This window comes from Thermopirellula anaerolimosa, assembly GCF_054657335.1.
This window is the reverse complement of record NZ_BAAHYX010000008.1, coordinates 1-22402: the sequence shown is the minus strand read 5'-3', so window position 1 is coordinate 22402 and position 22402 is coordinate 1. Positions and strand designations below refer to the sequence as shown.

General features: G+C 65.5%; 23 protein-coding genes, 1 other RNA gene and 1 pseudogene. 5 read left to right on the top strand and 20 right to left on the bottom strand.

The features are described 5' to 3' along the window. Nucleotides 1–207 precede the first annotated feature (207 nt). The 6 genes from ACYQ6J_RS18710 to ACYQ6J_RS18685 form a co-directional block, all read right to left on the bottom strand. Nucleotides 208–765, bottom strand: a complete 558-nt coding sequence (locus tag ACYQ6J_RS18710) for a glycosyltransferase family 2 protein (protein WP_460185731.1) — start codon at nt 763–765, stop codon at nt 208–210. 113 nt (nt 766–878) lie between these two features. Further along, nucleotides 879–1841 (bottom strand): phage portal protein, encoded by a 963-nt coding sequence (locus ACYQ6J_RS18705; protein ID WP_460185730.1) that lies wholly within the window; start codon nt 1839–1841, stop codon nt 879–881. Between the two features lie 106 nt (nt 1842–1947). Then, the gene (locus ACYQ6J_RS18700; protein WP_460185729.1) at nt 1948–2145 is read right to left on the bottom strand and encodes a hypothetical protein; all 198 of its coding nucleotides are present in this window, start codon (nt 2143–2145) and stop codon (nt 1948–1950) included. A 134-nt stretch (nt 2146–2279) separates the two neighbouring features. Next, nucleotides 2280–2498, bottom strand: coding sequence for a hypothetical protein (locus ACYQ6J_RS18695; RefSeq protein ID WP_460185728.1), 219 nt, complete (start codon nt 2496–2498; stop codon nt 2280–2282). Next, the gene (locus tag ACYQ6J_RS18690; protein ID WP_460185727.1) at nt 2495–5950 is read right to left on the bottom strand and encodes a terminase gpA endonuclease subunit; all 3456 of its coding nucleotides are present in this window, start codon (nt 5948–5950) and stop codon (nt 2495–2497) included. Before ACYQ6J_RS18690 ends, ACYQ6J_RS18695 begins: the two co-directional genes overlap by 4 nt. Beyond that, nucleotides 5940–6164, bottom strand: a complete 225-nt coding sequence (locus tag ACYQ6J_RS18685) for a hypothetical protein (RefSeq protein ID WP_460185726.1) — start codon at nt 6162–6164, stop codon at nt 5940–5942. The genes ACYQ6J_RS18690 and ACYQ6J_RS18685 overlap by 11 nt, the downstream gene beginning before the upstream one ends. Nucleotides 6165–6306: 142 nt before the next feature. Here ACYQ6J_RS18685 and ACYQ6J_RS18680 point away from each other — a divergent pair, with 142 nt between their 5' ends. The 5 genes from ACYQ6J_RS18680 to ACYQ6J_RS18660 all read left to right on the top strand — a co-directional run bounded on the left by ACYQ6J_RS18680 (nt 6307) and on the right by ACYQ6J_RS18660 (nt 9135). After that, nucleotides 6307–6765: a winged helix-turn-helix domain-containing protein gene (locus tag ACYQ6J_RS18680; protein ID WP_460185725.1), complete on the top strand. Its 459-nt coding sequence runs from the start codon at nt 6307–6309 to the stop codon at nt 6763–6765. A 366-nt stretch (nt 6766–7131) separates the two neighbouring features. Beyond that, a complete protein-coding gene (locus tag ACYQ6J_RS18675) occupies nt 7132–7983 on the top strand; it encodes an amidoligase family protein (RefSeq protein WP_460185724.1) in 852 nt (283 codons plus the stop codon). Continuing rightward, nucleotides 7984–8054: hammerhead ribozyme type II (locus ACYQ6J_RS18670), an RNA gene on the top strand. Nucleotides 8055–8079: 25 nt separating this feature from the next. After that, nucleotides 8080–8442 (top strand): hypothetical protein, encoded by a 363-nt coding sequence (locus ACYQ6J_RS18665; RefSeq protein ID WP_460185723.1) that lies wholly within the window; start codon nt 8080–8082, stop codon nt 8440–8442. Nucleotides 8443–8460: 18 nt separating this feature from the next. Continuing rightward, a complete protein-coding gene (locus tag ACYQ6J_RS18660) occupies nt 8461–9135 on the top strand; it encodes a class II glutamine amidotransferase (RefSeq protein ID WP_460182234.1) in 675 nt (224 codons plus the stop codon). 5 nt (nt 9136–9140) lie between these two features. On the opposite strand, the gene ACYQ6J_RS18655 is transcribed toward ACYQ6J_RS18660, so the two are convergent. The 14 genes and pseudogenes from ACYQ6J_RS18655 to ACYQ6J_RS18590 all read right to left on the bottom strand — a co-directional run. Then, complete coding sequence (locus tag ACYQ6J_RS18655) at nt 9141–9524, bottom strand: DUF1937 family protein (protein WP_460182233.1); 384 nt, start codon at nt 9522–9524, stop codon at nt 9141–9143. Next, nucleotides 9511–10872: a DNA modification methylase gene (locus tag ACYQ6J_RS18650; RefSeq protein WP_460182232.1), complete on the bottom strand. Its 1362-nt coding sequence runs from the start codon at nt 10870–10872 to the stop codon at nt 9511–9513. Before ACYQ6J_RS18650 ends, ACYQ6J_RS18655 begins: the two co-directional genes overlap by 14 nt. Before the next feature lie 225 nt (nt 10873–11097). Continuing rightward, nucleotides 11098–13515 carry a bifunctional DNA primase/polymerase gene (locus ACYQ6J_RS18645; RefSeq protein ID WP_460182262.1) on the bottom strand — a complete coding sequence of 806 codons (2418 nt, stop codon included), beginning with the start codon at nt 13513–13515 and terminating at the stop codon, nt 11098–11100. After that, a complete protein-coding gene (locus tag ACYQ6J_RS18640) occupies nt 13512–13904 on the bottom strand; it encodes a dATP/dGTP diphosphohydrolase domain-containing protein (RefSeq protein WP_460182263.1) in 393 nt (130 codons plus the stop codon). Before ACYQ6J_RS18640 ends, ACYQ6J_RS18645 begins: the two co-directional genes overlap by 4 nt. Next, nucleotides 13901–14398: a hypothetical protein gene (locus ACYQ6J_RS18635; protein WP_460182228.1), complete on the bottom strand. Its 498-nt coding sequence runs from the start codon at nt 14396–14398 to the stop codon at nt 13901–13903. Before ACYQ6J_RS18635 ends, ACYQ6J_RS18640 begins: the two co-directional genes overlap by 4 nt. Then, nucleotides 14379–16034 (bottom strand): DNA methyltransferase, encoded by a 1656-nt coding sequence (locus ACYQ6J_RS18630; protein ID WP_460182264.1) that lies wholly within the window; start codon nt 16032–16034, stop codon nt 14379–14381. Before ACYQ6J_RS18630 ends, ACYQ6J_RS18635 begins: the two co-directional genes overlap by 20 nt. A gap of 80 nt (nt 16035–16114) precedes the next feature. Next, a complete protein-coding gene (locus ACYQ6J_RS18625; RefSeq protein WP_460182231.1) occupies nt 16115–17137 on the bottom strand; it encodes a DEAD/DEAH box helicase in 1023 nt (340 codons plus the stop codon). Nucleotides 17138–17427: 290 nt separating this feature from the next. Continuing rightward, nucleotides 17428–17856 (bottom strand): DUF559 domain-containing protein, encoded by a 429-nt coding sequence (locus ACYQ6J_RS18620; RefSeq protein WP_460182230.1) that lies wholly within the window; start codon nt 17854–17856, stop codon nt 17428–17430. 619 nt (nt 17857–18475) lie between these two features. Then, nucleotides 18476–18832, bottom strand: a pseudogene (locus ACYQ6J_RS18615) (DEAD/DEAH box helicase); the annotation flags it as partial. Then, nucleotides 18829–19218 (bottom strand): RusA family crossover junction endodeoxyribonuclease, encoded by a 390-nt coding sequence (locus tag ACYQ6J_RS18610; RefSeq protein ID WP_460182225.1) that lies wholly within the window; start codon nt 19216–19218, stop codon nt 18829–18831. The gene ACYQ6J_RS18610 and the pseudogene ACYQ6J_RS18615, both read right to left, overlap by 4 nt. 269 nt (nt 19219–19487) lie before the next feature. Next, the gene (locus tag ACYQ6J_RS18605; RefSeq protein WP_460182224.1) at nt 19488–20147 is read right to left on the bottom strand and encodes a hypothetical protein; all 660 of its coding nucleotides are present in this window, start codon (nt 20145–20147) and stop codon (nt 19488–19490) included. A gap of 111 nt (nt 20148–20258) precedes the next feature. Beyond that, complete coding sequence (locus ACYQ6J_RS18600) at nt 20259–20714, bottom strand: DUF669 domain-containing protein (protein WP_460182223.1); 456 nt, start codon at nt 20712–20714, stop codon at nt 20259–20261. 4 nt (nt 20715–20718) lie between these two features. Continuing rightward, a complete protein-coding gene (locus tag ACYQ6J_RS18595; RefSeq protein ID WP_460182222.1) occupies nt 20719–21444 on the bottom strand; it encodes an ATP-binding protein in 726 nt (241 codons plus the stop codon). A 224-nt stretch (nt 21445–21668) separates the two neighbouring features. Continuing rightward, a partial coding sequence (locus ACYQ6J_RS18590; protein WP_460185722.1) for a PD-(D/E)XK nuclease-like domain-containing protein occupies nt 21669–22402 on the bottom strand: 734 nt, incomplete at its 5' end.

The following is a 22402-nucleotide window of genomic DNA, read 5'->3' as shown; positions in this document are numbered from 1 at the left end:
CAACTACCCCCTCCAAAAAAAATTTCCGCGCCACCGGAATCCAACTGCCCGATGGACCGAATTCTTCCCGAGACGCACTACAAATGCCGCCCGAGTGGGGGCCGGTCATCCCATCGCCCCCTGGTAGGCCGGAGACTGGCAGAAAGGACAAACGTCGGCGGGGCATCTGTAAGACCCCGCCAGCGCCCCGCGGGGCGTGAGATTCTCTCAGGCAACCGGCGTCCAAGAAGCCTCAGCCAATGCATTCCAGTCGTGCGACCAGCAGGCCGTGAGGCAAGCCACGCGCTCGATAAACTCCTCACCGCGGCGCTGGTAGCCGTCTTCGCCCAGAGCCGAGATGTGCCGGGCATTCGGGTAGGTGTGCCAGCGGTAGATGTAGCTGGGCAATGAGCGGGGAGCCTGGGGCATGGGGCACGCAGAGAGGCGGAGCGGTTCGGAGCAGAGGACTTGGCTTGGCGAATCGCTGCGGATACCGGCGCGTTTGAAGCGGCCGGCAAGGGCCTGGTCTTGGCCGCTCTGCATGGCCGGATAGCCGCCTGCCGATAGGAAGGCCTCGCGGGTAAAACCCCAGGAGCCGTGGAACAGGCCGCCGGTCGGCTTGCGTTCCAAATAGGTGCGGCGGTCGATCCACACTTCCGCCGGCCGTGACCACAGGGTACCGACCGTGAACACCTTGGCGATTCCTTCCGAATACTCGGGCGGGCAGATGGGATCGGCGTTTCGGACGGCGTGGGCTTCAATAACGACACCGGGCCAGGCGGCCAAGACGTATCAACGATCCGCTCCGTGTCGAACTGTTCCGCGGCGGCGCGGACGGATGGGCGATGGGTCTCATTAGTGGGTCACGTCGAGCTCCAGCCACGTCATGTTCGGCCGGGTCATGTGGACCTGCGCCAATCGGTATCTGCCATCTGCGACCAGTGCTTGCGCCCGCAGAAGTGCCAGATGTACGCATCCATGTGTGGCGTCCACCGGTCCCACAGCCGCGCGCCGCAGCGGTTGTACTCGTGGGGCAATAGGCATAGCGGCGTTTCGGTCCACCGGCACGCCAGGCTGATGGGCCCTTGATCGCCGATCTCCCACGAGCTGTGGTCTGGAGTCACGGCCCATACAAACCGTGCCGCCTCGAAGACGTGATGGTGGAGGTGCGGGCTGAACACCAACACGCCCGAGTTGAGGTACTCGCGGGCGAACTCCAACCTCACGCCCAGGGTCTCGCAGAGCGGTTGGACCTTGGGCACAATGTGATGCAGCAGGTTGTGCCCCTCTTGTTCCGAGCCCACCCCGCCGATGGCCTCGGCCGGCACGCGGTCGTACTGGAGGCCCAAAGCCAACATCGCATCGCCCGGATGCTCCCGCAGCACGTGGTACTCGACCGGATTGCCGCTCGAATCGAAGACGATTCCATCGACGGCATTGCCGCCAAGGGCGCTGGGGTCCGGCGTGGTCACCTGGTCGGCCTCGACCAGACGGAGGTCCAGCTTGACCTGGGTAGGCAATCGCGGGTTGCTCGTGAGGATTGCAAAGGCCTCGCCGTCCTGCGCCCGGGCCATGCGCATGGTGCGGAGTTTCTCGGCCAGGCCCACCGCCTTGGCCCACATGGAAAACTCCTGCTCGATCCGGCGGTTGGCCTCGGCATTGGGCGTGAGCATCTGGAGCCTGGGACCGGTGCCCACGCAATCGTTGGCCAGCGTCAGCACGATCCCCCGGGCGTAGCTATTGTTGGCCACCTCATACCGGGCGCGATTCCGCAGGATGCGGCGGACCTCGGGGCTATTGGCCGCCCGAGCCGACAGCCCATCGGCGGCCGCCCAGTGCCGGCGGTTGTCCTCGGTAGTCATCGCCGCGTCGTAGCGGGCTTTTATCGAAAAGACCCGCCACGAACGCGGACGACGACGAACCGAGGTGGCCTTCTTTGGCCACAACTGCCGCATCCATGCAAACAACTCAGTTCACCCCCGGCGGGACGAGCTTGTTGAACCTCAACCCGCGCTTGGTCTTGCCGGCCGCCTCCTTGCTGGCGAGGTAGCGGTCGGCCTCGATCTGCTCCGAAAGCGGATGTTGCTCGACGCTGCCCGCGTCGCCGGCGACCTTGGCCGGCCCCTGGGCGTTCTGGCGAATGGTGTCGTCGAGATGATCGCTCACCTGCTGAGTCTCCGGCGAATCGCTTCGGGAAGCCAGCCTGGCCGCAACCCGGCCCCGCGCGTTCCCCTATTAGTTGACCTACCCGGCGCGAGGCCCAACTGTCGGGGCTTTTCGCCCGGAATTCCGAAATCGTGCTACATATAGCGATCCGCCCCTGCCCGGCCCGGCGGGATCTCATAGGTCACCATCCGTCGGCCGCAGTGCCGGCACACCTTGCGGCGGCGGATGCGGCCGCTGGGCAAGGGCTCCGTGTGCGTCGTGCGGAAGTGGCAGCACCCGCATCGGGGGCAGGCGATGCCACGCGGGGCGCCCGTCTGGGACTTGGGGCTTGGGGCTTCGGACGACTCGTTCATCGGCCTCGTTTCCTCCGCTGAAGCTCCGCGAAGCTCACCCGCCGACGGTCCTTGCCAGGCTCGGCGGACAGGCCCGGCAGAGCCACCCCCTGGATCGACGCCGCCACAGCACAACCCACCAGGCAGTCCAACCAGTGGTTGTCGCCGGCCGATACCCGCAGCTTCCACTCGTCCACCGTCCGGCCCCGGCCTTCGGTCTTCACCCGGTACTCGGCCGTCAGGTGCTCGGCGAAGAGCCGGTGCTGCTCGGGCCGATCACCGAAAAGCGACAAACAGCCCGCATCGCCCATGGCCACGGCCAACCTGGCGTACACGAACGACTTCCAATAGTTCGTGTCGTAGATCAGGTACCGCACGGCCCGGCGGCCCTGGACGTTGGGAATCCGCCAGTTCAGCCCGCAGCGATCCCCCGGCTTGCGCTGGTAGTCATTGAGCGGCCGACTGCTGGCCCCAATAAAACGCCCGTGGCTGGGCATCACCACGGCGGCGTGGGGCGACTGGCGGCAGAACTGGTAGACGACATCGGTGGACTGGCCCCAGTTGGCGTCCACCAGACACCGCTCGATCCGCAACTGGGCCCCATCGTCCCTGCGGAACTCGCGGGCCAGGTAGTCCCCCGTGAGCTGTTCCAGCCCGGCGTAGATCGCCCCTTCCACACCGCCGGCTTTCGTTACCGCCGCCAGTGTGGGGCGGGCATCCCTAAGCGTGAAATACGGCCGCTGCTGCTGGGGATACGTCCCGTAGTCGATCACGTAGCCGGTGAAATCGTCTTCCCAGGCCGCCACCACGAAGAACAACAGACTCTGCTGCACGTCGATGAACATCGTGAGGTGATTGCAGGCGATGGGCACCTCGCCCCGCCGCATCCGGTTCAGCTTGGAGGCAATCTGGTCCGCCGAAAGGTCCTCATCTTGAGCCGACTCCTCGGGCAGAGGCTCGTTCTGGTACTCGGCCCAGAAGGCCCGCTCGTCCTGGAGCTTCAGGTTCATGGCATGCTGGATGGCCGACAGCTCGTCGTGGTTGAACCGCTCCGGCCAGGCCACCACGGCCCCCTCGTCCATCGCCTTGCGGTTTTGGCGGTAGAACTCCGTGGCCTCCTCGCCGTGGCCGCCGCGGCGAAAGCTCTCGGCCCGCAGTTCAGCGTAGCGTTGCCAGAGCTTCTCGTTTACAGGGAATGAATACACCAACTTCGTCCGCTCGCCGTTCCACTCTGGATGCTTATCCCGATTCAGGATGTTGTCGGCCATGTCGCCCGGGCGGATCACCGTGCAGGGCATGATGCCGCTGATCTTCCGGCCCGGACCGGCCAGGCCCAGCACGGCCCCGGCCAAGATGCTCTCCCGCGTGGCGCACTGCGACAGGCTGCGGGCCGATTCGTCCGTTTGAGGATCGTCCAGCACCACCAGGCTGGGCCGCACCGTCTTTCCGTCGGCCCGCTTGAACTTCATCCCCCGGATGCGACCCGTCAGCCCGGCTACCTTGATGATGGCCCCGCTGGCCTTCGAGCCCGGGATGGTGGGCAGGACGATCTCTCGCGCGGTCCAGCCGATATGGGTCCGCTGGCCCCGGTAAAGCTGCCCGGCACAACGATTGGCGATCCCCTCCAGGCAATGGATCGGGTAGACCACCTCGGGGAAGTCTTCCAAGAGCAGCTCATTGCCGTCCAGTTCCGTCTTGATCGACTCGAGCATGTCCATGGCATGGCCCTCGTCCGAGCCGATCAGACAGACGAACTCCCGGTGCCCGTACAGCACTGCCCAGATGCAGGCGCACTCACAAAGGGTCGTATTGTGCGTGGGCACCATCTTCCGGCCCGCAAGGTACAGATGCGATGGCGAATCGACCTGAATGCACCGGACAGGCACGCTCGGTACAGGCTCGATGGAGACGATCTGACGATAGCGGGCTGCTCCACCACCTTGGGGACGAGGGCCCAACAAAGCCCGTTTTCGAGAGAGCCGAAACACCGGCAAATCAGTGTAGGCGGTGAACCAGTACCGCAGATAAGGACCGAAGCGACGTCCTTGGCGGTTGACCCATCGCGTGCGCCGGGTCCACTTGATTCCCAGGCCGCTGAGCAAATCCCCTACGTCCTGCCCCAGGGCGTCGTCCTTGAGCGTGATTTCGCAACGCCCGCCTGTTTGCACGGAGCCATCCGTATCCATCAGCCCCTGCAACAGGGCTAGGCGTTGCCACGGAGCCGCCCGCAGATAGATCGGCGGAATATGCTTGTTGGCCAGTACGTCCAATTCACCCAGCCGCACCTTGAGGGAAGAGCGTTGTCCCTCCCGGAGCCGTTGCCAACGCCCCAGGGAGTCCATACAGGCCACCGTGCTATGGGATAGACCCGTCCAATCCGCTGCCCGCCGACAGGAAACACCGCACTCCAGGGCCGCCAAGGCTTGGCGTAACCGACGCGTCTTCTCTCCGCTCGCTTTGTGTCCCTTGCCAATCACCAGCAGAACGGTGTTCCCCTGCCGCATCCGCACGCAGACGTTCTCGCCACACGCCCGCAGGTGCTCGGCAACCTCCGCCGCGTCGTGAACATGAACCGTCACGGTGTTGCTGGCACGCGTCCCATCCCCCAGCCAGTACCCCAGCACGTAGGGATGGATCGGCAGGTCGGCCTCCGGGGACCGCAGGGGCCCGGCTAGCGGCACCCGATAGCGGCGTTCCGGCCAGAAACGTCTCTGCGGAAGCAGGACCCGCGGAGCCATCTCGGCTGTGGAAAGCACCCGCGGATTGCGCCGGCTCCAACGGTCTTCCACCCACCAAAGATGATCCCCATCGCAGACAATCGATTCCCCATCGCTGAAGGTGATGCGATAACAGGGGCGTCCCAACTGAACTTCGGTGGCGAACGTCACCTTGCAGGGCCAACCTTGCTCATCGTAGAGAAGGTCGCCGACCTGGACCTCGCCCATGCTGGTCCAACCAAAAGGCGTCGGCAGGGGGGTGTCCAGCGCTAGGGCTTTGCCGCTTCCCCTGGGCATCGCCATGGCGAAAAGCCCACCTTCCAAAACCGCCTGCCTGATCTTGGCAATCACCTTCAAGTGATCCGCCGACCACGGCAAGTGGAACGTCATCGGGAAATAGGCTTCGCAGAAGAAGCGAAAATCACGCTCGGCCCGCGCTTTCCGTTCCGGGTTGGCAACTGTCGGCAGCTCGCCGATGTCGCGGCCGGCCAGCGATAGGGCCTTGTTCCGGGCTGCCGCACGCTCCTTGAGCTTCTCGTAGGGGTCGCCCTCGGGCTGTGCTTTTGGCGTGTGCCGCAGTTCCACCAGCCACGCCGCGTAGCGAAACAAGTCCACCTGCCGGCCGTCGCCGATCCGAAAGCCCGCCCGGGTGCGGTGGCGATGCAGTTGCCGCTCGTCCAAGACCGTGCCTAGCGGCGTGGAGTTCACCAGCCGGCAGAGCTCGCTGGGACGCAATCGCCTGGGGTCAATCGCCACGGCCCATCTCCTTCAGCAGCCAGGCTACGTAATGGACCAGGTTCAGCGTGCCGTCGGCGTTCGTGGGGGCCCCGGCGTCGATGTCATCGCGGAGCATGGCGACGGTCACCGCCTTGGGCCCGGCCGCCGACAACAGCCGGGCCAGGTCTTCCAGCCGTAAGGCCTGGGGGTTGAGCGGGATACCGTGCCGTCCTTGGGCGCTCGTGTCCGTCATCCCGCGCTACGCCTCCATGTGAAAGGATTCCGCGAATTCCAACCAAGTTGGTGAAAGATCCGCTTGATGTACCGGCCGAAACATGGCTCCTGTGTCATGACGTGAACGAACCCCTTGTTCCCCTGTTCCAAGGAGCGATGCGATGAGACGTGATGAAGTGCAGATTGGCAAGGTCTACCTGGCCAAGGTGAACGGCAAGCTGACGCGAGTGCGGCTCGATGCCGAGAGCCGCTATGGCGGCTGGGACGGGACGAATCTGGCCACCGGCAAGAAGGTCCGCATCAAAAGCGCCCAGCGGCTGCGGGGCCAGACCGACGAGCCGAACCGCGAGGCGACGCCGCGCAGGCGCCCCACGAAGGGCCAGTCCAAGCCGAAGCGTACCAGCGGCCTGGAAGCCGCCGCCCGCGTGCTGGAAGAAGCGGGCCGGCCGATGACAGCCAAGGAAATCGTCGCGGCGGCCGAGGCCAGAGGCTACTGGAAGTCGCCCGGCGGCAAGACGCCTGCGCGGACACTCTACGCCGCCATCATCCGCGAGATCGCGGCCAAAGGGGCCCAGTCCCGCTTCCGCAAGGTGGAGCGGGGCAAGTTCGCCGGGGCCTGAACCCCAACGCGTCGGCCGCCCAACCCCGGGACGTTTCCCGGGGTTTTCCTCTGGCCTTGGCCCCAGGGTCCCCATTCCCGCCAGCGACGCCACACGCGGCCACCGTGGGCCCCACGTGGCCAACACAGCGCGACCCCCGCACCCTGGCCCGGCAACGCCGCCGCCCGTCGCCAGGGACCATCTTCTGGCAGGCCGGCCGAAAGCGTTCGTCCCCAGCCGGTCACAAGCGTGAGGCGGTGCTACCCAGCGGCCCGAAGGTATTCCGAAAAATCTGGGCCAGCGGGCGGGAATTCCGCTTGATGTTTTCGGGCGTTCATGGCTCCTGTGTAATGTACGCATGAACATTACACCACCAAGGGGAACGCCATGAACGCCAACCAACTGACCTTCGGAATCGAGATCGAAACGATCGCCCCCGATAGCGCCGTGCAGAACGACGGCCTGCGGATCGGCCCCTACCGCCACGGCATCCAGGTCCCGTACCTCCCGGCCGGCTGGAAGGCCGAAGCCGACGGCTCGATCGACAATGGCCACGGGGGCCACAAGTGCGAGATCGTAAGCCCCGTGCTGCGGGGCGAAGAAGGCATCCGCCAGGTAATCGAGGTCCTCGAAATCCTCGAAGCCAAAGGCCATCGGGTCAACGCCTCCTGCGGGGTTCACATCCACGTCGGGTGGCGGCGCGATTGGCCGAGCGAGGCCTTGGCCCGCTTGGTCACCATCGTCGCCTACCTCGAGAAGGGCCTCTATGCGATCACCGGCACCAAGTCCCGCGAGCGGGGCCGGTACTGCGGCGGGGTGCGGAAGTACGGAAGCGACAAGACGGCCAAGCCCGCCCTGGACCGCGATCGCTACCACGCCTTGAACCTTACGAACCTGGCCCGCGGCACCAAGGACACCGTGGAGTTCCGCGTATTCAGCGGCTCGCTCAACCCCACCAAGGTCGTCGGGTGGATTCAGGTCTCGTTGGGCCTGGTCGAGCGGGCCTTGGCGGCCAAGCGGATGCCCACCTGGGCGCCGAAGGCTCCCATGGGCGGCTGGAAGAAGTCGGGCCCGGGCCAGAGCGAGACGGAACGTCTTTTGGGCTACCTGGCGTGGGGCCGCGGGTACGCCCGCATCCACGGCGGCAAGCAGTACGGATGGATTTCGGACGCCATCCCCCAGGACGAAGTGAAGGCCGAATTTCGCCGCCTGGCCCGCAAGTACGACGCCATGCCCTGAAGCCGAAACGTCTGCATGGATGCGGGCGTCGCGGCCGGATGGGTGCCGGCCGCCTGACGAGGTAGCCCAAACCAAAACCACGAAGGGAGTACGCTGATGACGCACGCTACCGACTTCCGACTGACCGCCGCCGAGTGGGCGGCCGTCCTGGCCCGGGGTATCCGCTCCGACGTCCCGCCGGGCGATTGGCAAGCGGAACTCGCCCGCCTGGCCGAACGCCTCTCGGACATGGCCGACGCCCGACGGGGCGACGCGGCCGTCTGCCGCCAGCGCGAACTGGCCACCATCGCCCGCCGCGACGCGGTGCTGCTGGGGGCAGTGGCTGCGGAATTGGAGCTGCGGGTCTCCGGCCGGGCATGCCCGCAATGTGGCGAGCACGATATCGACCAGCTGGTTTGGATCGACGACGACCGGGTCCGCTGTGCCCATTGCGGGACGGTGTTCCAGCCGAAGGCCTGATCCGTCAAGGGGCCTGCCATGTGCGGTATCTTCGGATTCCTGAGCAAAGACGGACGCGGGCCGGACTTGGCCCGTCTGCGGCGGATCGCCGCCGAAACCGAGACCCGCGGCCGCCATGCCTTCGGCCTGGCGTGGGTCGACGCCGATGGAAATGTCCACACCTTCAAGCGCCCGGGCGCAGCCACGGCCCGCCTGGGCGACCTGGAGGCCTGCCGCGGCGCTGTAGCGATGGTGGGCCATTGCCGCTGGGCCACCCACGGCGATCCCCAAGACAACCGCAACAACCATCCCCACCCGGCCGGCCGCGGCTGGATTGTCCACAACGGCGTGGTCCGCAACTACCGCGAACTCTTGCGTCGCTACGGCCTGCGGCCCAAGACGGATTGCGACAGCGAAGTGCTGGGACTGTTGATGATGCGCCGGGCCGGGCCGCTTGTGGAGCGGGCCGCCTGGGCCGTGGCTCAAGCGGAAGGCCCCTTGGCCTTGCTCGGCCTGTGGCGAAAGCCCGTGCGGCTCGTGGTCGTCCGCCGCGGCAACCCGCTGTGCTTCTCGGAAACGCCCGGCGGGTTCTACTTCGCCAGCCTGCCCGCGGGGCTGCCGGGCCGGGTGTTCTCGGTCGCCGACGAGTACGCTGGCGTGCTGCGGCTGGAACGCGGCTCGGTCAGGCATCATCGGCTCTCGATTCTCGCGTAGACGCATCAGAAATCCTTTCCATGGGCCGCTGCGGCCTTCTCTTCGGCCAACTCCGTCTCACTTACGAACCGCACCGGCTTGCCAGCGGCGCGGGCGATGGCGATCTCGGCTTGGACACCCCGGCTGTGCTGCCAGCCGTCGAGCTTAAGCACCCACAGTTCGTCGCAGGCGGCCAAGAGCCGCCGGTCCTGCCTCTCCCAGAAATCCCAGTCCACAGGCAGGCCATGCTGGGCAATCGAGTGGCTCTGGGCAATGGGCGACAGCACAACATGGCCCTGCCGGATGAGTTCCGCGGCGGCACGGCAAGCAGCCTCGAAACGCTCTTGGCGCACGGCCGCGTCGGGGTGCGAGTAGGGCGATGCGAGATACGCCAGCTTACTTGCTCCCATCGGTCACCACCTCCTGCACCGCAATCCGCTGGGCCTTCTTGCCCGTGAAGTTCTCGAACCTTTGGACGATCACGTCGCAGTACAACGGATCGAGTTCCATCAGGAACGCCTTGCGGCCGGTCTGCTCGGCGGCGATCAAGGTCGAACCCGAGCCGCCGAACAGATCGAGCACGTTCTCGCCCGCCAGCGACGAGTACTGCATCGCGCGGACGGCCAGCTCCACTGGCTTCTCAGTTAAGTGCCGCATCTTCTGCGGGCTGACCTTCTTGACGTGCCACAGGTCGGGCACGTTGTTCGGGCCGAAGAAGCGGTGGCCAGCCCCCTCCTTCCAGCCGTAGAACGCGAGCTCGAAGCACCCAAGAAAATCTTTTCGGGTCAAAACGGGATGCTCTTTGTCCCAGACGATGCCTTGGGAGAAGTAGAGCTTGTGCTCCCGGAGCACTGGGGGATAGTTACCAAGGTTCGCGTAGCCGCCCCAGACGTAGAAGGCATGGCCGGGCAAGAGCACGCGAGCCATCTGGCCGAACCAGGCGTGCAGGAGCCGGCTGAACTCCTCGTCCGAGACGAAGTCGTTCTCCAGCGGCCGGTCCTTGGCCCGCAGCTTGCGGTGCGTGGCCTGCGCCTTCTCGGGATGCCGGGCCACGTCCATCGCCTGGTGATGAAGCACCCGCTGCCGCCGGCGCCCGCCCTGGAGTTCTTCCGCGCTCGGATACGAACTCAAGCCCGCGGCGATGGCATTGTTGCTTCGGGGCTCGACCCGCACGTTGTACGGCGGGTCGGTGTTCACAAGGTGCACCGGGTTGCCATCCAGGAGCCGGTCCACGTCCTCCGCCTTGCCCGCGTCGCCGCACAGCAGCCGGTGCTCGCCCAACAGCCACAGGTCGCCGGGCCGCGTGATCGGCTCGTCGGGCGGCTCGGGCACCTCGTCCGGGGCGCACAGGCCCTCTTTCACGCCGGGATCGAGCAGCTTGGCCAGCTCCTCTTCCGAGAAGCCCAAGAGGCCCAGGTCGTAGTTCATCCCCTGGAGTTCGCCCAACTCGATCGGCAGCAGCTCGTAGTTCCAGTCGGCCAGCTCGGCCGTCTTGTTGTCGGCGATGCGGTAGGCCTTGACCTGCTCGGGCGTGAGGTCCTTGGCCACGTGGACGGGCACCTTCTCCAGGCCCAGCTTCTGGGCTGCCTTGTAGCGGGTGTGGCCGCAGATGATCACCCCGTCGGCGTCCACCACAACGGGTTGGCGGAATCCATACTCCCGGATAGACCGGGCCACGGCATCCACGGCCTGGTCGTTCTGCCGGGGGTTCTTGTCGTAGGGCCGCACACGGCCCAGTTCCCAAAGCTCGATCTTCATGCGTGCTTCCTTGCTCCTCAAACTCCTGACCACGAAAAGCAACTCTCGCTATGCCCGGCCCCGTTCCCGCACGCCCCGTCGGTGGGGGCTGAGCCAGGAAGGACCCGTTGCCACCACATCACGCCTCGCGCGCGTACACGCGTGCGCACGTCGCGCGTGCAGGGGCGGGATGAGAATATGAGGTAACTGAAAAGAAGAAGTAGTAAGTTGTTTATTATTCATATCTTACGCTTCTCCCAGTTCCCGCATCGGACCAGGCGGCAACCGTGAGGGTACGGCGGCAACTATCCCCTGCGGATCGCCAGTTGCCGCATTTTGATGTGGTAACTGCGGTAACTGCTCACCACCGCTCGGGGCCAGCAAGCGATACCGCACGGCAACGGGACCGCCCACGGGCGTCGAGCCCACGTCGTGCTCGATGCGCCGCTGGCCACGCAGGGCGTTGCGGACCTCCTCGATGTCCTTGTCGCTCCACTTCAGTCGGCGGGACAGCTCCCAGTGCGGCATCCACGCATCCCCGCGCCGCTGCCGCCACAAGGTGAGCACCTCGAGCATCCGCTTGCAGCGGGCGTCGAACTCGCCCTCGGCCACGTGCTGGCCGGCCATGAAGAGCATCCGCCGGGTTTGGTAGTCCACGAACCGCCACGCCCACCGGACGGCCGGCTCGCCGATCCGCATCTGAAGATGGTTCTCGCTCGCCGCGTAGACGAGCGCCAGCTTGCGGGCCTTCTCGTAGGCCCGGGCCCAGATGGCCATGCCCGCCGGGTCGTCCCGGTCCTCGGCCTCGGCGTAGCGGTCGTCGGCCAGCGCGCGGAACTCCTCAAGCGCCGCTTCGGCATCCGGGGTCGCCTCTACGCACACTGGGATGGGATGCCAGTTCTGGAGGTTGCCTTCCCCGGGCCGAAAGTCGGCCCACCAGCGCGCCGTTTGGAGGATGGCCTCTGGGATAGGCCGCGATACCGGCGTCTGGCCCCGGCCCCGCTTGCCTGCCTCCAGGACGATCAGCCGCGCGAAGAAGCCGTTGTTGAGCATGCGGACGCTCAGGGCCTCGTAGTAGTACTTGGGCACGGCCGTGCCGAGCATGCACAGCGACGGCTGGTCGATCACCCCGGGCGATCGTCCGCCGGCCTTGACCCGCATTGGATGGATGGTGCTGCTGGAGGTGTACATCTTCAGCAGCACGTTCATGATGCCCTCGTGCCGTGCGTCGGCAGTTCGGTTGATGGCGTTCATCAGGCCGTCGATCTCGTCGGTCTGGAACAGCACCGATGGCGTGAGGAAGAGGCGGTCCTCGATGCCTTCCCCGGAGGCGAACGCATCGCCCAAACAGTCCTGGAGACCTACCTCGACGCAGATGCGCTGGTTGACCTTGCGGGGCTCGTTCTTGCCCGCGCCGCTATTGGCCAGGGCCAGGACGTAGAGGTTGGTGCGGTTGTCGGCCGCGTCGCGGACCTTGCGTCCGGCCAGGAAGGCTTGGAGGACCAGCGCTGCGGCGAAGGCCAGCGCCGGTTGTGGATATGGCGAGACGGCAAGCGTGTAGTCGGTCACCTGCCGAATGAATCCGGGTACATCCAGAAGGTCGTCGGGCATCGGCCCGGGATCGGGCGTAGTGGGCTCCGCAGGGGGCGGTGGATCGGTTGGGCCGGCAATGCCCGACAGGTTTACCGCCTGCGGCACGCCGGAATCGCTGCCGAAGCCTTGGGCACGCAGGGCGGACGCGGCGGCCGTGTAGTCGCCGCCGTGCTCGAGCAAGGCGTACACGGCAAAGGGCGAGTAGGCCCGCTCGGGCTCGAACGGCGCGGCGCTGGTGGTGAAGCAGTAGAACACGCCGTCCTTCAGTGTGGCTGAGGTGCCGATGGTTTTACCCGGTCGTCGCCAATGCTCGTTCCCGTCGCCGTTGGCTTTGACAAACGTCCAGCCGTGCCGCTGGAGGACCGCTCGGACATCGCCCCGCTGGTTGAAGTCGTCGCCGGGGCGATTGTCGGTGCCGCCGGTGCGAGTGGGCACCGCATCTACCACTGGCGGCCAGTACTCGCCCAGCGACCAAGCCGCCTCCAAAAGCGTCTCCCGCTCGGCCGCGGAGAGCACCGGCAATTCCGCCAGGTCGCCTTGCAGCAACTCGTAGCCCGGCGTCGGGGCGCACAGGAATAGCCCGCCTTCGCCGCGGGTCTCGATCAGCGTGAGCACGACGGACCACTGGCCATCGGCGTCTTGCCGGGGCTTGTAGGCCTTACCGGCGATGGTCACCTCGTCTGGGCCGCCGACAGGCTCGACCCGCTGGGCCAGCTTCAAGTTGCCACACACCATTTCCTGGCAGCGATAGACAACGTGCCATCCGCCCGAAGGCGATTGCTCGATGACCAAACGCTCTGGCAGCGTCGCGTCCACTTCGCGCACCTTGGCGTACCAGGCGTCGAACGCTTCTCCGCCCACGTCGAAGTCGAGTATTTCGAGGTTGCCCGAGACGGCCCCGCAGACCAGACACAGGGCATCGGCGCGGCGGCACCAGGCCGCAAGCTGCGTTTCGCTGGGCCGCGCACGCTGGAACTGCTTCCAGCGCGGCACGGCCGGGCGTTTTTCAGCCCGGACGGCCGGCAGGGCGCACAAGCCCGCTTTCAGGTATCGCAGGGCCGCCTCGATCATCCGCGCTCCTGATTGCGTGCTGGAATGTCGATCATTTCGGGCATCGCTTCCTCGAAGTGGCACACGCCCAGGACGTTCCATGCCGCGTGGGCCAAGTGATCTTCCGAATCGTCGCCCGCTAGGTATAGGTAGATGTGCCGGATGGCGTGATTGAGCATGACGCTGGCCGGGATGCCTTTCTGCCAGTTGTGCTCGCCGTACTTGGCTGCCCCTTCGGCGCAGGTTTCGGCCAGGCGACGTAGGCCGATGGGCGTGATCAAGTCCCAGCGCTCGCCGTCGGCGTCCGTGCCGCGCACCGCGCCGGTGGCGAAGCGGGTGACACCTGATCGCGGCAGAGTGCCCACGCCGTAGACGCTGACGTAGGGTTCTTCATGCTGTTCGGTGCTCATGTGGGGCTCCTGGCCACGACGAAATCAGGAAACACCTCGTCGATCTTGAACACCACGAACCGGGAACTGCCATCGAGGTTCTCTTTCAACTCGCCCGGCCAGTCGTGGTGGGTCGCTTGGTACCACCGCACCCAACGGCGGAAGACGTCCAGGTCCCCCAGAAACCACGCCGCCAGCGCGGTGCCATCCTGGCTAGCGAAACCGTAGAAGAGATAATCCCCCCAGCCGGCGAGCAGTTTGTCGATCTCGGTCGCGACCCCGCTGGGCCGCGAACATCGCAACGTGAATTCATCCCCGTACAGACGCAGGTATTCGTGCTGGCGGACCCGACAGGCGATGCGCATGTCGCCAGCCAGACGCAACGTGATCAAATCCGTGTTGTGGAAGGCGTCCTCGGCCACGTCCGCCTCGGCGATCAGGTGCTCGCCTACGATCCGTTTGATGGCGGGGATGAACCGGTCGGACCAGGCCTTGTCAGACTTCCAGTTCTTCATGACGCCAGTGCTCTTCCGCCAGCCTGTGGACCGCCTCGGTCGCGACCCCATGCCATTGCGGCTCCAGGTCGATTCCGAAGAAGTCGCGCCCTGTCTGGTAGGCTTCCACGATCGTGTTGCCGCTCCCCATGAACGGGTCGACCACGGTCTGGCCAGGCTCGGTCACCGCCTCGATCAGTTGCCGCAGCAGGTCCCGCGGCTTCTCGCAAGGATGCTCACTTGCGGGCGGATCCTTGCCGTAGAGGACGTCGGCCACGCGTTGTTGTAGCCTGGGCTGGCCCTTGACGGCGTGGAGGATGCGTTCATGCTTCGGGGCGAAGCAGCCGGCCAGATCGCCGGTGCCGTGGTTGGGTTTGACCCAAATGAGACTACCTTTGAGGGTGAACCCTGCCTCTTCGAGGACTTGCCGGAACTCGGGCTCGTGACGCCAGCCGGTGAACACCAGGCAGGTGGCGTGGTCGGCCATGCGGGGGTACGCTTTGGCGAGCACGTCTCGAAGCAGGGCCAACGCCTGGTGCTTCTCGTCACCGGCGATCTTGGCCTTCTTGGGGGTCACCACCCGGCGGTGGCTTTGGAACTCCACGCCGTAGGGCGGGTCGGTCAACAGGAGCGAGAACCCCGGGGGCGCTTCGAGGATCAGGTCGCGGGCATCCCCGCAGCGGAGCTTCTTGGTCTGGCTCTCCAGGAAGGCCAACCGTTGTTGTTCCCGTTGGAGCCGCAGGGCCTCCTGCTCTTTGGCGTCGGCTTCGGCCCGCAGCCGGGCGGCTTCCGCTTCCTCTTGGCGACGTTTCCGTTCGACGACCTGCCGCAGGGCGTGGCTGACGGCCGACTCGGTCCGCGCATGCTCGTGGGCCAGGACTGCGACGAACCGCTCCCGCCAGATTCCTTCGGGCAAGGAGTGGTACGCCTCCTCGGCCATTCGGATGAGCGCTTTCCAGCGCCCGGCCGCCTCGCGGACCACGCGGACCGTCGGCCTCTTGCCCGCGGAGGATCCGCGATGCTTGGTGAGGATGTCGTTCACCAACTCGGTTTGGGCCTGCGTGGTAGTCAACCAGGGGGAAAAATATGCGACGTCGCATACGACGGCAGAAATCGCCTCAAGATGCCCTTCATCGAAGAGGCCGTCGCATACAGCCTGTTTTGCAGCTTCTGGTAGTGAGGTGTGCCATCGAATGCGGCGTGAAACTGTGGATTGATCCCACCCTTTCGCGTCAGCGATCCGCTGTTGCGTCCAGCCTTCCTGCGTGGCAAGCCGGTGGCATTCGGCCCACACGTCCAGGAGGCTCACGGGCGTGTGGTATTCGTCGTTCTCATTGTCCTCGTCCGCCTTGCGGCTGATCTGGTCCTCGGAGAGGCCGAGGTGGACAAAGACCGGGACGGTGCGTAGGCCGGCGATTCGGGCCGCCTCCAGGCGCGTGCCGCCAGCGAAGATCTCGTACTGGCCGTTGACTTCCACGCCCCACAGGCTCCGCGTCCGCTCGAACCCGTTGCGCCGAATCCGTTCCGCCAGACGCCGCACCTGTTCCGGGTCGCGTCGCTTCCGTGTGTTGAACCGGCTGTGGACACACCGCTCGATGTCGGCGTCCACCAGCCGTATGGGAACCGTCCCTGTGGTTTCGCCGCATGCAGTAGCCATGTCGGATTCCATTCAGAAAGACCTCTCGCTCGCAACCATGTTTGTAATGGTTTTTGCCTCATTCACGGCCTTGCCTCCATTCAGAACGGAACGCCGTCCAAGTCGTATTCCGTGTTGCCGATGGGCACGGGCTCCGGCTTCGGGCCCAGCGTGTAGCCGACGATGCGGTCGTACTTCTCGCCGGCGATGGAGCGGACCACGATCTTCTCGGTCCACGCCACGCCGCCGCCCTCGGCGATCTCGACGGCCCGCTGGGCCGTGTCGGGTATCGGGTCGGGCGAGCGGCGTCGCCACCACTGCTCAGCCTTCCATCGGGCATAGCCGTTGTGCTCGAAGCACACCCATTCGGAAACGTAGGTGAACTGGCCGATCTGGTAATCCACTCGCATGGTCTTGGGGGCCTCCGGCGGGGCGTCGCGCTTGGTGTGGACGCTGTAGCGGATGTCCAAGACCTCGTACTCGGTGTCCGTCACTTGGCCGGAGAGCACGCCGGCGGTGCCGGCCCGGGCGTCGTGCCTCTGGCGATCAGGCGGCGGGAACTCGTAGCCGCACTCCGGGCAGGTGGCGTAGCCGGCGGCGATGACCGATAGACACTCGGGGCACTCCTTGGCCGGGGCTTCGCCCGTGCCGCGCCCGGGCGCGTCGGGCATCGTGAGTTGATCCACCGGCCCGTGGCGCAGTGCGTTGCCGCCGAAATCCAAGACCAAGGCGTTTTGCTTGCCCGGATGCAGCCGGAACGATCTCCCGACCATCTGGTAGTAGAGCCCCGGCGACATCGTGGGCCGCAGGATGGCCACGCAGTCGATGTTCGGGGCGTCAAAGCCCGTGGTCAGCACGTTGACGTTGACCAGGTATTTCAGCGGGGCCTGCGGCAAGAGGCCCGGAGCCGTCTCTCTGCGGAACCGGGCGATCAATTCCGCCCGCTCGGCGCTAGGCGTTTGGCCGTCCAGGAAACCGACTTCTTGGCCGGATATTTCGGCCAGCACGCGGGCCACGTGCCGCCCGTGGCGCACGCCGGAGGCGAAGACCAGCACGCTTTGGCGGTCGTGCGTGTAGGCGACGATCTCGCCGCAGGCCGCGGCCACGAGCCGGTCGTCGTCCATTAGGTCCTCGACCTCGTCGGCCACGAACTCGCCGCCGCGGACATGGAGCCGCTCGAAATCGGCCTTGTTGATTCCCGCCTTCGTGACCAGCGGGCAGAGATACCCGTCGCGGATCAACTCCCGCACACCCACCTCGTAGCAGATGTGGTTGAGCACGCCCTCCGGCGTACAGATCGGCCCGCTTGACAAGCGGAACGGCGTCGCCGTCAGCCCGATCACACGCAGGTGCGGGTTGACGACCTTCGCCTCGGCCAGGAAGGTGCGGTACATCCCATCGGCCTCGGTGGGGATCAGATGACAGTTGTGTGCAAGAACCCCGCCAGCGTAGTAAGTAGGGTGTCCCGAGACTTGCAGATTGAACACAGCCACAGGGCTTTGGCATTCGATAGCCGTAATACGCACCACCCGTTGCGAAGCAAGACTGCCGTCTTTCGCTTGTCGGCGTTGTGCGTCGCCAGTGTCCGATGCGATATTCCGTCGAGCTCGATGGCGATCTTCTTCTCCAAATGGGCGATGTCGATCTTGAGATTCTTGGGCAGTCCCGGAGGACGCGGATGTCCAACTGAAACCGTCACTTCGGCCTGCCATTCGGGGCCCAGTATCTTGAGAAGCTGAACCTGCGGCGTGGTGAGTCGTCCGTTCCCGCCACGTTCGACGGGCGCATGCCCGATCTCCTTGAGCGTCCGTCGGAGTCGCTCTCGAACTCCCGGAATCCACATCGCATTCTCGACCTTCTTGGCGCAGGAGATCGAGCAGAACCGCTGCCGTCGCCAGTCCTTCTCGCGCATGTAGCTGATTAGCTTGCCCATCGAGTCCAGCTTGATCCAGGGACGGAACTCGCTGCCGCAGCATTGGCATGCTTTCCTGGCGGAGTGAATCCTGACGGACCTCCAAGGTGGCAGCTTCATTGGACGAGAAGGCCGAGGCTTCCGCCTCGATTGTGCGCCGCACTTCGCCGAGCAATACTCCTGGGCATCCCACTCGGTCTCCGACTGACACACCTTCGGGCTGCCGTCGGGGTTGATGTAGATTCTCGGATGCATTACTGTTCCGCAGTGCTTGCACGTCTTTTGGGCTAAAAAGACGCGATCCCACCTCCAGGGCCTTGGCTTCCCGCCATCCCTGTTCGGTGAAGAACGGATGATTGGGTGTGCATCGCAGGGTTCGTCCATCTTCGAACTCCAGTTCAAGCAAGCCGTTCGCCGGTCTGGCAGAGATCGCCTCCACCTCTCCCACACCGAGGGCAGTATGGACGGGCTGACCGATGGACAGGTCTTCGATGGCCGTGTCACCGCGGGGCGTGGAGATCATCGTTCCCGCCGGGAAACACTCATCGACGATCGCCAGATCGAAGGCGTCCAGCTCGCAAGCCCGCTTGTAGACCGATTGGATGCCAGCGACCACGACAGGTTTGTCGGCTTCGCGGCGATTCAGCCCCGCCGAGTAGATGCCGATGGGCACCTCCGGGCACAGCCGCCGAATCTTCTCGGCATTCTGCTCCAAGAGTTCCTTCACGTGGGCCAGCACCAGCACCCGGCCGTTCCACCTGAGCACGGCGTCTTGGACCAACTGAGCGATGACCCAGCTCTTTCCGGCCGCGGTCGGAAGCACCACCGCCGGGTTGTCGTCGCGCGTGCGCAGATGCTCGTAGACGGCCTCGACCGCAGCCTGCTGATAGGGACGAAGCGGCGTCACGTCGGCACCTCCAGCCCGTCGCACAGCACGCACCGCCGCCGGATCGTCACGACGGCTTTGCCCCCTTTCACAACGTCTCGCTTCTCGACCGAGAGCTGTTCAATCAAGCTGTCGTCCGGGTACACGCCTGCATGCTGAAGCGCATCGAGCAGCGCCTTCAGGGCGTTGTCCAAGTCGCGTCGCCGGCGATCGGGCGGATACAGCGAGACTTCCACACGGAGCGGACCGGTCAAGGGCAGTCGGTCTGCCGCATGGTCGATCCGCCGCACGGCGGTCGCCACGTCGCGGCGATACGCCCGTCCCTGACGGCTGATCAGGGTCCGCGGCCCAACTCGTCGCCAGTAATGATTGACGGACGGCGGGTAGGACAGCTCCACCGTAAGCATGCTCTTCCTTTCTTCGTGCGGAGGTGCAGGCGTGCGTCTCGCAGGGGACCGGCAGTCGCCGGTGCGTGTCCTGCAAGTCGCGGGGACGATCGTTTCGCCTTCGCCTTTCCTTTTCGGCTCCACCGGGGCGCTGACCTGTCGTCGCCGCTCCACCGCGCCGGCTCGCACGCACGCCTATGACCTCCTCGTTTCTGCCACGCCACGCCGAACCGTGCCAAACCTCGCCTGTCCAAGCCGTGCCAAGGCCCGCCATGCCCGGCCATGCCCTGTCATTGCGCGTCCAACAGATCGAATCGCATTACTTGGAACCGGCCGTAGGTGGGCCGGAAGTCGCCCACGCCGATCAACCGCCCGGCATCCGTCAGCAGGCCATGCAGCATCTCCAGCGAGACGTATTCCGGCAGATTCACCAGAAGCACGAAGGACGCCGACCAGCCGGCGCCGAGGGCCGGCCGCACGCGGGTCACTCCGTTGCGCTGCACCTGCACGCGGCAGCGATGCTCGTAGTCCCACGCCTTCACTCCCAGAGTGGCCAACGGCGTCAGGCTGACGATGGCAGCCTTCACCAAGTCCATCGCGCTTTTGCGTGGCGAGCGGGGGTCCTGCCGGTACTTGGCGGCAGCAATGATCGCCTGCCGCAGGTACTCCCCGGGGAGGCACAGTTCCCCCGCATCGTTGCGGTAGACGTAGGATTCCAGATCGTCGGCCTTCTTGGCTGCCGAACCCTTGGCCGCCTTCGCCTTGGCCTCGACCGCTTCGCAGTTCCAACGGTGGAATAGCACGTCGGCCTCGCCGCGGACCGTAACCTCGACGCGATAAGGCAACGAAAGCGCGATGGTGCCGCAGGCGCCATTGGTCGCCTCGGGCCCGATGGATTTGGGTTTGCCGTTTCCGTTGTGCATACGTTCCCCTTGCGAATGAAAAGCCATGCCACGCCTTGCCTTGCCCAGCCGCACCACGCCCGACCACGCCACGCCAAACCGGACCAGGCCTTGCCTGACCAGACCTCGCCACGCCCAGCCTTGCTGCGCCCCGTGCTATCACGGCCTCCGCCACGGCGGTGTGCTCGTCTGGGCCTGCTGCGGTCGGCCGGTCACGGCGTCTCGCTTCTCGTAGCCTTTGATGACGTTGACGACCTCGTCGGTGTCCCTACGGCGCTTACAGGTCACCCGGACCGTCAGAGGGACGCCATGTAGCTCGCAACTGTCTCGTGGAGTCAAAACGCCGGTTGCCCGGCAGATCGCCGACAGTTCAGCCCGGGCGATCTTCACCGCCAGTTCGTTGGGGTTGTCCAGGTTGAGCCGCGCCCAGAGCTGCCGGCCCTTGTACTCGCCCTCGAGGATCGTGAAGACCAGCTCCAGGTAGCTGCCGGTACCCGCCTTGTTCGGCTTCATCTCCGAGGCGGTGATCATCGCCAGGTATTTTCCGGCGGGGATGGGATCGAACGTGGTGGTGGGCTCCACCTGTGAAGCATCGAATCCAGCTAGATTGGCCATACTTTCAGGCTCCTTGGGGCTTGAGGTTGTGGTTGCTGATCGCCGCGACGAAGGCCGGCCAGGACAAGGGCAAGCTCTCCGCGATGCCATAGCGGTTCTTGGCCACCAGTTGCGGCGTCTCGTAGAGGACGAGTTCCCGCTCCTGCCCCACCAGGCGAATCGCCCCCACGAAGTCCGACCACTCGATCATCGTGTTGGCCAGGTCGGGGTGAATCTCCGGGGCGGACTTCTCCAGTTCGATCCCGTCGATCGTGGTAATCGAGCGGCGGGCGGCATGGGCCAAAAGCAGCACAGCCACGCCCGCGTTGACCAGCCGATCCAGCACCGGAAGCAGGTACTGGTAGACGTAGTTCTTCAAGACTTGCCGGCCGTTGCCGTAGCCGCCGTGCGAGCGGTTCAGGGTCTGCTTCATTCCGGCGGGCGTGCCGTCCACCCCGGCCACGTGCTCCTCGATCCGCCGCAAGAGCCAGTCGATCGAGTCGATCACCACGGTCTGGTACTCGTGGCCGCCGGCGGCTAGGCCGTCGAGCCAGGGCTCGATCTCCGGCCATGTGGCCAGATACGGCGTGCGGTGGCACTGCACATGGGCCGCGCCGTTTTCGCAATCGACGATGAGCGGCCGATCGGCCGAGGCCCCATAGGTCGTCTTGCCCGAACCGGGCGGTCCGAAAACGATGCCCTTCGGGGCGCGGAGGTGGGATTGGGTCAGGACGGTATCGGGTAAGGCCATAACGAATCTCTCCCGTGCAAAGGGAATCTCGAAGCTCAAAAAAGGCCGGTCGCCTTCGGGTGCACGCAGCGATCCTCATCCATGACATGCCTACATGGCTTCAAAAGACCCGACAGGCGACCGGCGGTCATGCGGGCAGCCAAGCCATGCCATACCCAGCCTCGCCAAGCCACGCCCGGCCCAGCCTCGCCTCGCCTAGCCCCACCGTGCCAGGTCCAGACGTGTCAAATCGAGTCGAAAAGCCGAAGGGATTCATAACCTGTCTGCCATGTATCGCTGGCCATACACCGCCGCAAACGTTCGATGGCTGCCTCGTTGTCGCGCCGCGCCTGGGCCAGGACATCCTCGTGGACCCGCCAGACGCCCGAGCGGTACGGCTCCTTCTTCTCCACAGCGATGAAGTAGACCGGCATAGGCAAGGCGATCGTTTGCGAGAGCACGGCCTGGTAGAACCCCACCTGGTGGACGTATCCGTAGCGCCGGGCGTCGGCCTCGAACCAGTCCAGGTCGTCGCAGGTCTTCAGGTCCACGATCCCCCGAAGCGGGTCGAACCAGTCCATGCGGATCTGGCACGGCATCTGGCAGTACTCGGCACGCACGACGCCCTCAGGAACGCCTTCCGAAAGCAGGTCGCAGGCCAATTGGTGCCCACGAACCCCTTCGGCCATGCGCTCAACTAGGTCGTGCTGCTGCACGGTGAGCACAGGTTTGCCCTGCTGGGCAGCCCACTCGGCAAACGCCTTGGTATTGGAACCGTAGGGTTCGCCGGTCTTCGGATTGACGGGCCCGCCGACGGCGTACTGCTCCTCAAAGGCGTCCCTGCCTTCCAGCACCAGCGTGTGCAGCGCCCGGCCCACCAGGTATGCCGGCCGGTCCTCGTCCTCGATCAGGCCCAGCTTCTTCTTGCGGTACAGCACCGGGCATCGGCGGAAGTCGGCAAGCTGGTGGCTCGTGAGGT